Below are 12,941 nucleotides of genomic sequence, written 5' to 3'. Positions count from 1 at the left end.
GAGAGGCCTAGATTACTTGTAAAATATGGCTGTCCCCTTAATCGAAACGGCGGGTTCCCGGCCAGGAGCCCTGCAGCTTGCGGACCAGCACAATCTGTCCGGTGTGATACGCATCATGCAGAATCAGGCTCATTACCTCTTCGCCCGGTGCATGTCCGGAGCCGCCCCAGTCATAAGCGCCCTCTTCCAGCGCTACAATTACCTCACGGAGTCCGGCATGAACCGACTTCAGCTTGGCTACCGCCTGGTTCCATGCCTCTTCCCCGCTCTCGGTTACGGTGAACGTAGCATCATTGCTCTCCAGATCCGGCAATTTCTCCATTCCCTTAAGCTTGCGCAGCAGCCGCTCCTTATAGTAAGTCAGATGGTTCACATTCTCCCAGATCGAATTGCCCGCAGCACCCTCCGGCTTCCAGAGCGCCTGCTCACTGGTCACCCCCTCCAGCGCAGCACTAAGCGGCGGCGCCCAATCCTCGATATCCATCGCATAATCCCAATTCTCTACCAGCACATCGCTAATTTTGTTTCTCATCAGTATCCCTCCTGCAATTTGGTGGAGCAACAATGTAACGATTAAACATCCCAAACAACAGTTACATTGGCAATGTACCATATTTGCCGGAGCGGTTCAAGTAACTAGCAAAACTTATTTTTAACTGTTACAATCGAGGGAAGGAAGAAACGAAAGGACCGATGAAGCGTGCTGTGGGTAGATTTCATGAACAGCTATTGGCGGGATTGGCGGACGGGCGACCGGAGCAAGGACCGGGACCGGCTGGAGGAGCCGGAATGGGTAGAGAACTGGCTGGCGGAACAGAAGCTGCCGGCTGCCGGCCCCTTGTTGCCGGAGGAATTGGAGCGGCTGAAGCAGTTGCGCGGACGGTTATGGGACGAGCTGCAGCGATTAGTTGCGGGAGAAACGCCTGAAGCAGCGCTGCTGGAGCAGTTGAATGGATATATGGACAACGGGCCTGTGGTGCGTCAAGTGACCGGGATTGCTGAAGGCGAACCGAGAGTCTCACTGTTGCCGCAGCGCGCGGACTGGGGGCAGGTGATGGCCGAGATTGCGGCGTCTTTTGCGGCAGCGTTATTGGAGAAAGATCCCTCGCGCTTCCGCATCTGCGGGAACCCCGACTGCCTCTGGGTCTATTATGACGACACCCGCAACCGCTCGAAGCGGTATTGCGACGACAAGCTATGCGGGAATCTGATGAAGGTAAGACGGTTCCGGGCACGGCAAAAGGCGGCGGCGGATGAGAGACCGGCGGAGTAATTGGGGTGCCGGGGGCGGCTAACCCGTTAAGAGGCGGAGGTGCAGACTGCGGCTGGTTTGCCAGTGACAAGAAGGAACAGCGCTGGTGCGACATGGTAATCCGTTAACGGATTAGGCGAACAGGCGGTATCGAACCGTTAACATGGTTGGAACGATCGCGAGCCGACGGGGCGAGCCATACCTACACAGCGTTCCTCTGCGCCGGCGGAGTCAGTGTTTTGTTTTTGCCGGAATGCTTGGCGGTATAGAGCAGGTGGTCCACTTCCTCGAACAGCTTCTCTTTGGAGGTGCCTTCGGCATAGCTCTGGAGCCCGATGCTCACAGTAACTGCCCGCTGCTCCATCTCCTCATGGGGCGTCTGCGACAGCTCCTGGCGGACCTGCTCGATGAGGCCGTAAGCTTCCTCGAAGCTTTTCTCGAAGAGCAGAATTGCGAACTCCTCCCCGCCATAACGGGCGGCAATATCTGCGGGCGAGATATGCTCCTTGATGATCTGGGCCACCCGCGCCAGCACCACATCCCCCGTACGGTGTCCATATTTATCGTTGATCAGCTTGAAGTTATCAATATCAATCAGGGCCAGATGGAACGGAGCGCCGCGGCTGCCGAACTCCAATGCTTTTTCATAGAATTCGTGAAAAGAAATATGGTTATACAGCCCCGTCAGCGCATCCGTGGTCGACAGCTTGCGGATCACCGCGTTCTCGATCATCAGGTCCTGCTTCGCCGTCAGCGTAGCCTCCAGATCGCTCGCCAGCTCACGCCCGTTAATGATGACAATGCCCGCCACCAGCGTGCCGACCAGCAGGAAGAGCGGAATCGCAATCAGGTCGAAGTCCGTAAGGTAATACTTGAACCAGTAATCCCAGCGGTAGAGAATGAAGAAGGCCGCCGCCTGCAGGGCAGACGTGAACAAGGTCAGATCCAGCCGGAAAAAAATCGCCGACGCAATAATCGGCAGCAGCATGAGCGCCCCGATAATCCGTATGTCCATATTCAGGTGAATGATCATCATCGCAATAATTGTCCCCGCCACAAACAGCAGCACGAACGAATACTTCGGCGCTGCAAAATCCACAAGCTGCGTAATCCCCACCACCGCACTCATCAGCACGGTCGGATAGAGCAGTACATCATAGTAGAACTCATGCGCTCCCATCGGATACGGCAAGCTGATGAAAGCCCCCAGCTGGGCCAGAAAATGCAGCGCAATCACCAGCCAATACGTATACAGAAACCGCTTAACCCACTTCGCCTGCCGGTGCGCCGAAGTCTCCGAAGGGCCCATGTAATCTCTCAATCTCAACGCTCTCACCCGCTGCCCCCCAGATTCGATCTTCATTTACGTTGTACACATTTCTCCTATTTTATCACGTCTGCTTCGGGTTCGATACTCACTTGTGGGATATGTACGGGGGTGGGGGGAGTGGGGTTAAGGTATCGGGGGCGAAAGGACATAATGGGGTTGTGGGATTGAATCTCGCGATTGTGAGTTGGCTGGTTTGTGATCCTGTCAAAACATATAATATAAATAAAGCGTTAAATGCTACATAAGAATGCGTGGACTGAAACTTGTGGTTAAACATTCGAAAAATACACATTGCACTGTAAACTCGAACAAATTCTAAAGGCACACAATATGTCAGTACTTAAACTGTCTAACGAGATAGGGCATCGAAGAACAACCATTATGGAATTAGTGCATAACACCAACATGAATAAAAAGAAAATATCAGCGGAGTTGGTCATGAAGCTATGTCTCTATTTTGAGGTCAGCCCTAACGATTTATTTGAGGTACGCCGGAAGGAATAGGAGAGGATAAAAAAGCACTGAGTCCTGCATCTGCTATTCATTGCTTTTACTTATAAGAAGGAACTAACCAGATTTTTGTATGTCGGATAAACAAAAGGTTGGGATCCATCCGTATTCGTTATTCTCTGTTTTACAGTAAGTCCAATCGTTTAAATGCTTTAACCCCCACAGTATTTCCCCTTGAGCAACGGTTAGTTCATGCGCAGAATAATCTTCGGTAACTTTTGCAATATCACGACCATCTGGAGTAGTTAAAATCTGCTTCGGCACCCATCCCTCTTTGCTAGAGGACACTGATTTACAAAAAATCCAGTTAGGGAATTCAGTATCTTCCCTGCCATACCACACTTCTTCTCCCTTTTGCAGGATGATTGGATCAGGATAATTAGACGTATGAGTATTAACTACAGTATAACGTTGCAACGAAGAATGTCTCCTCTCGTATTAAAGTGCGACTCATTATAGCATTTTTACAGTGTTATATGAGCTATTTCAATCCACGCACTCACATAGAGTGCGACAGCGGAAAAAGCATAACCAATGCTTCTCCCGTATTAATACACTCTGTATCTTTAAATTCCATTCTTCAAACGTTATACAACCATCCTTGACTTCTAAAGACTACCCTCATATTTATAAATTTTCGACAAATTCCGAGGTGCGAAACCCCCGGGGATTTCATGTGAGCTTGGCATTCGCACCAGCCCTCTCCTTCTATTTTAATCCATCTCAAGTCATTCTGCATAACGATAAATCTCTCAATATTGTAGTTTTTTTGTTGTATGTGCAGCGTTTCTTATACACTAGGCCATTCGATATACTGTTAGTTGTAAAGGTCACCATTAGGCTACATACCTTAAGCGAAGGGGAATCGGACCCAATGAAAAAATATATATTAACATCCATCGGCGCTATTGCACTGTTAAGTTACCTAATTGGGTGTAATCAAATCTCCGCCCTCCAAGCCCAGACAAAAGCAACTCCATCTCACACCCTGGCCCCATCCAGTAAACCGACTTCTTTCCCGAAGCCCGCCCCCTCCCCTACACCAGCCTCTAAAGCACAGAGCATAGATGCCTTGATTCCAGCCGGGTGGCACATTCTAGAACCTGCCTTGGGAGAACAGGCCCTCGCCAAAGGCGACTTAAATAAAGATGGTATCCCCGATCTTGCAATGGTCATCGAGAAGGATTCGGTCAAGGGAGAGGCATCTCCGCGATCCCTTTTAATTGCTTTTGGCGGCAAAAATAACACATACTCCCTATCGATCATCGCCAAAAATGTCATTTTGCAAGCAGATGAGGGCGGCATCTGGGGCGATCCTTTTGATAGCCTGACGATTGACCGGGGTTCTGTCCTGGTTAGCGATTATGGGGGCAGCAACTGGAGATGGTACAACAAGTACCGGTTCCGGTATCAGGATCAGGATTGGTTTCTAATCGGGTCAACAAGTGGGAGTTACTTCACTGGAGCAGCCACTATGGATCAGGCGGACGAGGATGACATTAACTATTTGACCGGACAATACATCAAGCGTAGAACAGACGAACAGGGTCATACCACTACGACCAGAGGCAATCGGGGGAAAAAGCCATTGATCCGCCTAAAGGAGTTCCGCCCGGAGAACATATAGCATTTTTGCCAAGGAGACTTCTTTTGTATAGCAACCTTCTCCTCTCTCATGCGTCTAAATCCACAGGAAGAATAAAACATAAATTGGAATAAGGAGGCTATGAATTGGTGAACACAATGTGGAAAAGAGGCTTTGCCGGATGGCTTGTCGCTTCGCTGCTATTCACTGGAAGTGCCTTAACCACGGGAACGGCTTCAGCCGCTGCATCTGCGATTCAGATCTCGATGAATAACTCATTTGTGGATACGGATGTGGCCCCGTATATCACGAATGGCACTACGATGGTCCCCCTGCAGGTGGCCCAAAAAATCCCCGGCAGCTCCATCCAATGGCACAACGCCTCGAAGACAGTCACGCTTACCCGGGACGGACAGACCGTCACCTTAGTGGCGGGCCAACAAACAGCAAAGATCGGCAACCAGGATGTGAAACTCGAAGCCGCTTCGGTCATCCGCAAAGGGCGGGTGATGGTTCCCTTACGCTTCATGGCTGAATCCACGGGGGCTTATGTTTTGTGGAATCCCAAGCAGCGGATCGTCTTTGTCGCTTCCAAATCCAGCGAGGAGCTTAAGCAGCAATTGGCCTCCTCCAATCTGGCTGAAGCCCGGACCGCCGCTCTGAAATTACCCAGAGTTAGCGCACTTAAGCAATTTGAGGTGGGCGGCGTTGAAGGAGGCAATTTCGATTACTATTTTCCGGAGGGACGGGCTGACCAATTTTTCTTATCCGGGGGTAACGGTATCTCCTATTATGAAGTTGTGGGAGACCATAGCGAAGTCAAGTGGACCGCCACCTTCGACTGGAAGGTTAAAGCGGCAAGCGGGCTGTTCTTTCTTCCTTACCGGATTACCAACCAGGATGGCACACTCCCCAAACTAACAGGCCGGGTTGTATTCTACCATTACATGGGCCATATCGGAGAATCGGGTTACGGGTTCATCGACCGTGAAGGCAAAGAGACTATTTTGGGAATGAAGGGTATGGAGTCAGAGGTGTTTTTTGAGATTCCGGGAGAGGTAAAGCCTTAACCCATTGCTCCGAAAAAAAGCGGGCAACGCAGCTCATTCAGCCATTGTCCGCTTTATTGTGCTAACCAGCCATTTTGCAGCATCCAGAAGGTCTTTCGCAATATAATCGGGCGCTGCCTGCTCATACCACTGGTGACGGTATTTATCCAAGGATTGCATCCCCCAGCCTGTCTCGACCAGAATTCTTCTGGCCCCCACTGCTGCAGCAGCGAGCATATCGATTGAACCCACATCGCCAATCACCGCACACCGGGTTAAATCTAATCCAAGATCGGTGGCCGCTTGCCGAAGCATTCCCGGTTGCGGTTTGTGGCATACACAGCCGTCTTCAGGCTCATGGGGACATATGTATGCGGCGTCGAATCCGTAACTGTCAAATTCATTCCTGAACTCTATTTCTGTAGCCCGTCCCCTCGATATGTTGTGCTGATTCGTAAGGGCGATGATCGGGATTCCATGTTCTTTGAGCAGTTGCAATGCTTCTGTTGAAAATGGATATAATTCAAAATCCCAGGGGTGAATGAAATGACCGTTCCCGCCCAAGGTTCCATCGCGATCGATAAATACAGCCTCAAGGTTCAAGCGGAGTCACCTCTTCTTTCTGAACCATCCAAAAACCACTACTAAAATCAAAACAACGATAACAAAACCGCTCATGGCTATCACCCCTTTTGAGGATTATATCATGAGTCGGTAAGCGCTTGAACCGCTAAATCCAAAGCTCTAAGTCTTCTTTCCAAAAGCGTTCTTTGCGGACTGCCTTCCTTGGACTTCGCATAGCTGGATTCGACGGATGGGGTTAACCCGATTATAACATTGCGTGCTTCTGCACAATCGTCCAGGGTGTAAGAATGAGGTTTTTGATGCCACAGCTGTTCTAGCACTGCTAAGCCAATGCTAAGCGCTTTAAGACGTTTATGGACTAAGGTCGTATTCGTACCTTTTTGCGTCATCTGGGACAGGGCATTCTCCAACTTCATGATGGTTGATTGTAAAGACTTGATGGATTCTAACTTATCGGCATCTGATAGGTTTTGCAAAATTCACTCCTCCTAATCTGAGCGTAAGTAGTTTTCTGTGGTGCTTGATTTGCGGACCCGATCTTCGTGCAAGGGATGATAATGTTAAGTGATTTTTCTTAAAAGCTTAGCCAAATCACACAGAGTGCGACAATCACCTGGTCTGCCGGCCACTTCCTTATAGTTATTTCAATCCACGCACTCACACAGAGTGCGACAGCGAAAAAAAGCATAAACCATGCTTTTCCCGTATAAATTAACTATCTGCCACCTAATTCTATTCTTGAAAAGATATACGTCCACCCTTGACTTTTCAAGACCACCCTCGTATTAATAGACTTTTGACAAATTCTGAGGTGCGAAACCTCCGGGGATTTCATGGGAGCTTGGCATTCGCACCAGATCTCTTTTCTATTTTAATCCATCGCAGGTAATTCTGCATAACTATAAATTCTCAACTCTCAATATTGTAGTTTTATGTTGTGTGCGGCGCTTCTTATTCGCCAATCGTTCGATTTACTGGGGGTGACGGGGAAGGTCATCATTAAGCTGTGTACCTGAAAAGAAGGGAATCGGATGTAATGAAGGTGACTTGTTCTATAGCAAAAGTTAATGTCTTGCCCATTCTTTCGACTGCTCCCGAACCAATGAGAGGAATGCTGCTGCCGCCGGCGACAATGTCTCATGCTTCCGTGTACAGACGGCAATCGGATTCAGCAGCGAAGTGCCTTTGACTCTCACACGTTCCACTTCCCCGCGCTCCACATTATCCCTTACGGCCAGGGAAGAGATAAAAATGGCACCGTAGCCCGCGATGACGGCCCTAACCATCTCGTTCACCCCATTAAATTGTAAACCGACCTTGGGAGGACTCACATTCAAAGCCCGGCATAAGGAGAAGAGACGTTCCCGGGTTGAACTCCCTTCTTCTCGTAAAATGAAGGGAACCTTCATCATTTCCGCTAAAGTAATTTCCTTTCCGCCATATGGATGGTTTTTGGGGACAACAAACCAGAGCTCATCCTCCAAAAGCTCCTCCCATTCAATGCCCGATTGCTCCTCCCAGCCTCCTCCGTATACGGCTACCTCGGCATCGTACTGCAGTAGCCCCTCCACCGCTTCCCGGGAATTTGCAGTGTTCAGAACCACCTCCACGGAAGGATGCCCCTGTTTGTAAAGAGCCAGCCATTCCGGCAGCAGCAGATTAGCAGGCAAATAGGTGGCGACAATCCGCAGAACTCCGCTGAACCCGGCCTTGTATTCTCGGACGGCCTCATCCAACTCACGCTCTAATGCAAACAATCGTTTGGCATGGCTGGCCAGCATCTGACCCGCATCGGTCACTAGAATGCCACGTCCCTTGGAGGCTAACAGTTGTATACCCAGTTCCTTCTCCAGGTTGCGTACCTGAGCTGTAACCGCAGGCTGACTAATCCGCAGTTCCTCTGCGGCGCGGGTGACTCCGCCTTTTTCAGAGATGGTGTGGAATATCTTAAGAGCATGAAGATTCATAAGCTGACCTGCCCCCTACATCAAAATTGATGAATAACGAAATTATATATATTTTTCTGATGAATCGTTATGCTTTATTGTAAGGATAAGGGAAATTTTTCACAAGCTTAAATAAATTATCTATGAAGGAGAGAACAATCATGAGCAAAACTAAAATCGTCTGTACCATCGGCCCCTCCAGTGAAAGCCCCGAAATGCTCCGGAAGCTGATCCAAGCCGGTATGAACGTCGCCCGCCTGAACTTAGCCCACGGAGAGCTGGAGGAACACGCGGAGCGCATCCGCCATATCCGGGAGGCAGCCAAGGAGCTAAACCAATATGTTGCCGTCCTGCTCGACATCAAAGGTCCGGAAATTCGCATCGGAAAAATAGCCTCGGACTATGTGGAATTGATCCCAGGTGAAGCTGTGGTTTTAACCACTCAGGAGGTGCTTGGCACCAAGGAACGCATTCAAGTAACCTATAAGCAGTTGCCCCAAGATGTGAAGCCTGGAAGCAGCATCCTGATCGATGACGGTCTGATCCGTTTGGAAGTCATAAAGGCCGAGGGGACCGAGATCACCTGCCTTATCAAAAACGGCGGCAAGCTGAAACAACGCAAGGGCGTCAACGTTCCCGGCATCAAAACCAGTCTTCCCGGCGTAACCGAGAAGGACATCCGGCACATCAAATTCGGTATTGAGCAGAACATCGACATTATCGCTCAATCCTTCGTCCGCAAAGCCGAAGACATTCTTGAGATTAAGCATATTCTCAGCAAACACAAGGCCAGCCATATTCAAGTCATCGCAAAAATCGAAAATGACGAGGGCTTGGAGAACCTGGACGCCATCCTGAGCGTAGCCGACGGCTTGATGGTTGCCCGTGGCGATCTGGGAGTAGATTTACCGGTGGAGGATGTACCGCTGGTTCAGAAAGAAATGATCAAGAAGAGCAACCTGGCGGGAAAACCGGTTATTACCGCTACCCACATGCTGGAGTCCATGCAAATGAACCCACGTCCGACCCGTGCGGAAGCAAGCGACGTCGCCAACGCTGTCCTCGATGGTACCGATTCTCTAATGCTGTCTGGTGAATCCGCTGCTGGCAAGTACCCTCTGGAGTCCGTGGAGGTTATGGCCCGCATCGCCGCACGCGCTGAGTCCGTCCTGGGAAGCTACGGCCGCTGCAACTCCAAGGTTAACGAGGCTGCCACCACTGTAACGGGCGCCATCGGCGAATCCGTTGTACGCACTACCCTCGCGCTCTGCGCCAAGGCTATTCTCGCTCTGACTGAAAGCGGCTTTACTGCCCGGATGATTGCCAAACATAAGCCCACTGCACCGGTCATCGCCATATCCACCAAGGAGAGTGTACTACACGCCCTTTCCTTGACCTGGGGCGTAATTCCACTGCTCCGCGACGAGTCTGCTTCCAGTACTGACGCAGCCGTTGCAGCCGCCGTTGAACTGGCCAGGTCAGCCGGATATGTTCAAAATGGCGACTTGGTAATCATCACCGCCGGTGTCCCGGCAGGCTGCACCGGAACCACCAACCTGCTGCGGGTTCACCGAGTGGGCGAAGAAGATTTTGAATAAAGATGGAAATTCAGATTTAGCAGTGGTCCAGCGGAGAAATAAAGCGGGGGCTGCTGTCCTGCTGACTACCTTTACCGGATTAAAAAATCAACTCACAATCCTTTTGCTCCCATACATCAAATAAGTTCCCATCCAGATCCTCAAAAACAAAAAACTTGCCGTAAATACCTTCATCGCTAATGGGTCTAGCCGTAACTCCCTCAGATGTTAGCCTCATATGCAACGAGTCGATATCATCTGTAAAAAATGTTACAACCTACCGGGGCCGTCCATTCACCTCAAAAACCGCTCTTGCATCATTATCAGATTCGATTAGATCAATGATTGGACGGTTGTCCCGGAATAAGCTTAGATAGTTTCCTCTATCGTTTCTAACGTTGAAGCCAAAGTGATAGACAAACCACTCTGCAGATTTTTTTATGTTTTAACAGGAATTACATTATATGCGATTCCTAAGATTTTCCCGTTTACTATGCTAATCATCCCCTCATAGCAGCCATTACATTTAAGGTATTCTCCAAATAGCTAAATACTTCTTCGGCAATTCCCAGAAACTCTTCAACAGGTACATTACTATCCAAGTAACAAGCATACAGATAATCAACTAAAGAAGAGTCAATCTCACAATAGTTTAATATGGCATTCTTCATCTTAGAAAGATCATCTTCCCATACCCCTGTATCTTCTAAAACCAAAGAGTATAATGCACGAATTAATCTCTTAGAGTAACCTTTAATATATCTAGTTTTCATTGCGTTATTACTAGCATTAGTAAGTGAGCTATGTATACGATCTACTTCCTCTTTGGTCTCTGTATTTAAGTCTAAAATGAACTCTGGAGAAATAACGATCGGTGGTACTTGTTCACCAACATCATGACCATATATGCAGACACAAATTATCTTTACCCAAAACCCCCACTCATTTGGTTTACTTAACACATCGTCAATCGAGCAAACTATCGTATCAATCTTAGTTACTATTGGATATTCTTCCAGTAGCCTTTCTTTAATATTTGACAATCTTTCATAATCGATATCTTTGGGATCTACACATACAATAGTAAAGTCTGCATCTGACTTATAAGGTTCAGCAGTCCCTTTTGGAATTGAGCCGCACATATAAATGCTATGAATTTTATCTTTAAATTCGGTTAGTATATTATCTATGTACTTATCAACAATAACCTTATATTCACTTTGCATTACAATTCTATTTATAACTTTTTCTAATATCATATAGACTCCTCAACCTCAAATATAGAATCAATAATGATGGGAAGATTGTCTCTAACCGAAACAGCTCCAAAGACTGAACGGGCATGGATACCTTTTTCTCCGAAAACGTCCTGCATCAGATCAGAACAGCCATTAAGCACTTTATGATGCTCTTCAAAACTGGCGGCCGCATTAACAAAGCCTTGAATTTTGACGACTCGTTTCACCTTATCCAGAGTACCTAAAGCTGTTTGTAGTACAGCCAAAATTTCAATCCCTGTTTGCCGTGCAAACTCATAACCTTCTGCCGTGGTATAATCCTGACCTAACTTACCTTTGGGCGTACCAGCAGGCCCTTTGCCTGAAACGAACAATAACCCGTTTACTTTTACAAAGTTTGCGTACTTAGCTGCCGGTTCGCTTGCATTGGGGAGGACGATGCCTAATGTTGCTAATCTACTAGCCACTGTTTGTTCAGTCATTTTCAATCTCCTCACTCATTAGATATGTAAGAATTATAGTATGGTATCAGGGTGTGCCGTACTTTTCTACAAATTCTTTGATTAATTCATCCCTCTTATCAGGACTGCTACTGCAATAACCATTCGTTTTAAATTCATAAGAAATCACCTAACACGTTTAGCAATCGGATGATCCTCATTCAACTCCAACAGATCCCATAAATTCCCGTATAAATCTTTAAATACGGCTACTTTTCCGTAAGATTGATCCTGGGGCTCTCTAACAAATTCAATGCCCTTGGAGACCATGTCCTTATAATCCCTCCAAAAGTCATCGGTGTTCAGGAACAAGAATACCCGCCCACCCGTCTGGTTGCCGACAAATTGCTCTTGTTCAGGTTTGGACGCCTTGGCAAGTAAGATCGTAGTCCCCACAGAGCCAGGAGGCGAAATCACCACCCAGCGTTTATCCTGCTCCGGCTGATACGTATCTTCTATTAACATGAAATTCAACTTTTTTGTATAAAATTCTATGGCTTCATCATAATCATTTACGACCAGAGCAATATGTACAATGGACTGAATCATTTGTTAGTTCTCCTCCTACCAATCATTTAGTGTTTTCAGCCCCATCACTTTCGATCCCTTTGTAAACAGCACTGAAATCTTCACCTTCATTTAGAGAATCAATAAGCTGTAATAAACCTGGTGTACCAACAATCCCATACCATCTCGAAACCTCATAACATGCCAGTTCATAATTCATAGTACTTGTAGCATTAGCCTGAAAGGCAGAATGGGAGTCCAAAAGATTGAAATCTACGGGTTCTTTACCGCCATTCGTTTGAATGCTCCACGTCTTCTCATATTCGGTAAACCGGCCATCCACCATAGCGGCTAAACCCTCGTCGAACCATATGGGCACCATGCTGCTGTTTTTGAGTCTCTTCCTTAATTCGGCATGGGTAAATTCATGGGCAATGACATTTTCGTTATAACCGCGGGGGCCGATCACAATATAGCTATTCCATGGATAATAATAAGTTTGCCCAATATCTGAGTCTGCGTAATTTTCCAGAGTCTCATTGGATTTTGCATAGATTAGAACAGGGCTCGACTCTTTCTGGCCAAAAAGTGATTTGATTTTCTCAGCAGAGGTCTGCACAAAATGGCTTACTTCTGCTTGCTCACTCTCATTGATGTCAGGTTCAACGTATACATTATGGTCAATTTGTTTCATATTGGAGAACTTGACTAATACCGCATGGGTTTGCTTAGCATAAATTAAATATAAGAGCAGTAAGATGAGAACGAAGCCTAGAATGGTAGAAAAGCCGATTATTTTGATCCTTTTTGATCTGCGTAGTGTCAATGTAATCTTCTCCAGACAATAGAATTAGTAATGTTG

General features: G+C 47.6%; 16 protein-coding genes. 5 read left to right on the top strand and 11 right to left on the bottom strand.

From position 1 onward, the window contains the following. Positions 1 to 37 precede the first annotated feature (37 nt). Positions 38 to 532, bottom strand: coding sequence for a DinB family protein (locus MHI24_RS22470; RefSeq protein ID WP_340021749.1), 495 nt, complete (start codon positions 530 to 532; stop codon positions 38 to 40). A gap of 186 nt (positions 533 to 718) precedes the next feature. Here MHI24_RS22470 and MHI24_RS22465 point away from each other — a divergent pair, with 186 nt between their 5' ends. Further along, positions 719 to 1,273, top strand: a complete 555-nt coding sequence (locus tag MHI24_RS22465; protein WP_340021748.1) for a CGNR zinc finger domain-containing protein — start codon at positions 719 to 721, stop codon at positions 1,271 to 1,273. 181 nt (positions 1,274 to 1,454) lie between these two features. Here the strand turns inward: MHI24_RS22465 and MHI24_RS22460 are convergent, their stop codons facing one another. Next, the gene (locus MHI24_RS22460) at positions 1,455 to 2,588 is read right to left on the bottom strand and encodes a GGDEF domain-containing protein (RefSeq protein WP_340021747.1); all 1,134 of its coding nucleotides are present in this window, start codon (positions 2,586 to 2,588) and stop codon (positions 1,455 to 1,457) included. A gap of 324 nt (positions 2,589 to 2,912) precedes the next feature. On the opposite strand from MHI24_RS22460, the gene MHI24_RS22455 reads away from it, so the two are divergent. Then, the gene (locus MHI24_RS22455; protein WP_340021746.1) at positions 2,913 to 3,086 is read left to right on the top strand and encodes a helix-turn-helix transcriptional regulator; all 174 of its coding nucleotides are present in this window, start codon (positions 2,913 to 2,915) and stop codon (positions 3,084 to 3,086) included. 63 nt (positions 3,087 to 3,149) lie between these two features. Here MHI24_RS22455 and MHI24_RS22450 read toward each other — a convergent pair whose 3' ends face one another. Next, positions 3,150 to 3,509: an SH3 domain-containing protein gene (locus tag MHI24_RS22450; protein ID WP_340021745.1), complete on the bottom strand. Its 360-nt coding sequence runs from the start codon at positions 3,507 to 3,509 to the stop codon at positions 3,150 to 3,152. A gap of 457 nt (positions 3,510 to 3,966) precedes the next feature. Between MHI24_RS22450 and MHI24_RS22445 the strand changes: the two genes are divergently transcribed. Beyond that, positions 3,967 to 4,719 (top strand): hypothetical protein, encoded by a 753-nt coding sequence (locus MHI24_RS22445; protein ID WP_340021744.1) that lies wholly within the window; start codon positions 3,967 to 3,969, stop codon positions 4,717 to 4,719. A gap of 116 nt (positions 4,720 to 4,835) precedes the next feature. Continuing rightward, a complete protein-coding gene (locus MHI24_RS22440) occupies positions 4,836 to 5,747 on the top strand; it encodes a copper amine oxidase N-terminal domain-containing protein (RefSeq protein ID WP_340026756.1) in 912 nt (303 codons plus the stop codon). Positions 5,748 to 5,780: 33 nt separating this feature from the next. On the opposite strand, the gene MHI24_RS22435 is transcribed toward MHI24_RS22440, so the two are convergent. The 3 genes from MHI24_RS22435 to MHI24_RS22425 form a co-directional block, all read right to left on the bottom strand. Beyond that, positions 5,781 to 6,329, bottom strand: coding sequence for an HAD-IIIA family hydrolase (locus MHI24_RS22435; RefSeq protein WP_340021743.1), 549 nt, complete (start codon positions 6,327 to 6,329; stop codon positions 5,781 to 5,783). A 101-nt stretch (positions 6,330 to 6,430) separates the two neighbouring features. Next, positions 6,431 to 6,787: a hypothetical protein gene (locus MHI24_RS22430; RefSeq protein WP_340021742.1), complete on the bottom strand. Its 357-nt coding sequence runs from the start codon at positions 6,785 to 6,787 to the stop codon at positions 6,431 to 6,433. Between the two features lie 588 nt (positions 6,788 to 7,375). Continuing rightward, the gene (locus tag MHI24_RS22425; RefSeq protein ID WP_340021741.1) at positions 7,376 to 8,278 is read right to left on the bottom strand and encodes a LysR family transcriptional regulator; all 903 of its coding nucleotides are present in this window, start codon (positions 8,276 to 8,278) and stop codon (positions 7,376 to 7,378) included. A 122-nt stretch (positions 8,279 to 8,400) separates the two neighbouring features. Between MHI24_RS22425 and pyk the strand changes: the two genes are divergently transcribed. Further along, complete coding sequence (gene pyk, locus MHI24_RS22420) at positions 8,401 to 9,855, top strand: pyruvate kinase (RefSeq protein WP_340021740.1); 1,455 nt, start codon at positions 8,401 to 8,403, stop codon at positions 9,853 to 9,855. Between the two features lie 79 nt (positions 9,856 to 9,934). On the opposite strand, the gene MHI24_RS22415 is transcribed toward pyk, so the two are convergent. From MHI24_RS22415 to MHI24_RS22395, 5 genes are all read right to left on the bottom strand, one after another. Further along, positions 9,935 to 10,072 carry a hypothetical protein gene (locus MHI24_RS22415; protein WP_340021739.1) on the bottom strand — a complete coding sequence of 46 codons (138 nt, stop codon included), beginning with the start codon at positions 10,070 to 10,072 and terminating at the stop codon, positions 9,935 to 9,937. Between the two features lie 262 nt (positions 10,073 to 10,334). Beyond that, the gene (locus tag MHI24_RS22410) at positions 10,335 to 11,093 is read right to left on the bottom strand and encodes a nucleotidyltransferase domain-containing protein (RefSeq protein WP_340021738.1); all 759 of its coding nucleotides are present in this window, start codon (positions 11,091 to 11,093) and stop codon (positions 10,335 to 10,337) included. After that, positions 11,090 to 11,554: a RidA family protein gene (locus tag MHI24_RS22405; protein ID WP_340021737.1), complete on the bottom strand. Its 465-nt coding sequence runs from the start codon at positions 11,552 to 11,554 to the stop codon at positions 11,090 to 11,092. Before MHI24_RS22405 ends, MHI24_RS22410 begins: the two co-directional genes overlap by 4 nt. A 144-nt stretch (positions 11,555 to 11,698) precedes the next feature. Beyond that, complete coding sequence (locus MHI24_RS22400) at positions 11,699 to 12,121, bottom strand: VOC family protein (RefSeq protein WP_340021736.1); 423 nt, start codon at positions 12,119 to 12,121, stop codon at positions 11,699 to 11,701. A 22-nt stretch (positions 12,122 to 12,143) separates the two neighbouring features. Beyond that, a complete protein-coding gene (locus MHI24_RS22395) occupies positions 12,144 to 12,905 on the bottom strand; it encodes a hypothetical protein (RefSeq protein ID WP_340021735.1) in 762 nt (253 codons plus the stop codon). Positions 12,906 to 12,941: the final 36 nt, after the last annotated feature.

Origin of the sequence: Paenibacillus sp. FSL K6-1096, assembly GCF_037977055.1 — a bacterium.
In the GTDB taxonomy this organism is placed as follows: domain Bacteria; phylum Bacillota; class Bacilli; order Paenibacillales; family Paenibacillaceae; genus Paenibacillus_AQ.
The sequence above is the reverse complement of the archived record's forward strand: the minus strand, read 5'-3'. Positions and strand labels throughout refer to the sequence as shown.

Coding starts and splice junctions, on each gene's coding strand:
- MHI24_RS22445 (WP_340021744.1), top strand. CDS start 3,967: ATGAAAAAATATATATTAACATCCATCGGCGCTATTGCACTGTTAAGT.
- MHI24_RS22470 (WP_340021749.1), bottom strand. CDS start 532: ATGAGAAACAAAATTAGCGATGTGCTGGTAGAGAATTGGGATTATGCG.
- MHI24_RS22415 (WP_340021739.1), bottom strand. CDS start 10,072: ATGAGGCTAACATCTGAGGGAGTTACGGCTAGACCCATTAGCGATGAA.
- MHI24_RS22425 (WP_340021741.1), bottom strand. CDS start 8,278: ATGAATCTTCATGCTCTTAAGATATTCCACACCATCTCTGAAAAAGGC.
- MHI24_RS22400 (WP_340021736.1), bottom strand. CDS start 12,121: ATGATTCAGTCCATTGTACATATTGCTCTGGTCGTAAATGATTATGAT.
- pyk (WP_340021740.1), top strand. CDS start 8,401: ATGAAGGAGAGAACAATCATGAGCAAAACTAAAATCGTCTGTACCATC.
- MHI24_RS22440 (WP_340026756.1), top strand. CDS start 4,836: ATGTGGAAAAGAGGCTTTGCCGGATGGCTTGTCGCTTCGCTGCTATTC.
- MHI24_RS22405 (WP_340021737.1), bottom strand. CDS start 11,554: ATGACTGAACAAACAGTGGCTAGTAGATTAGCAACATTAGGCATCGTC.
- MHI24_RS22455 (WP_340021746.1), top strand. CDS start 2,913: ATGTCAGTACTTAAACTGTCTAACGAGATAGGGCATCGAAGAACAACC.
- MHI24_RS22465 (WP_340021748.1), top strand. CDS start 719: ATGAACAGCTATTGGCGGGATTGGCGGACGGGCGACCGGAGCAAGGAC.
- MHI24_RS22410 (WP_340021738.1), bottom strand. CDS start 11,093: ATGATATTAGAAAAAGTTATAAATAGAATTGTAATGCAAAGTGAATAT.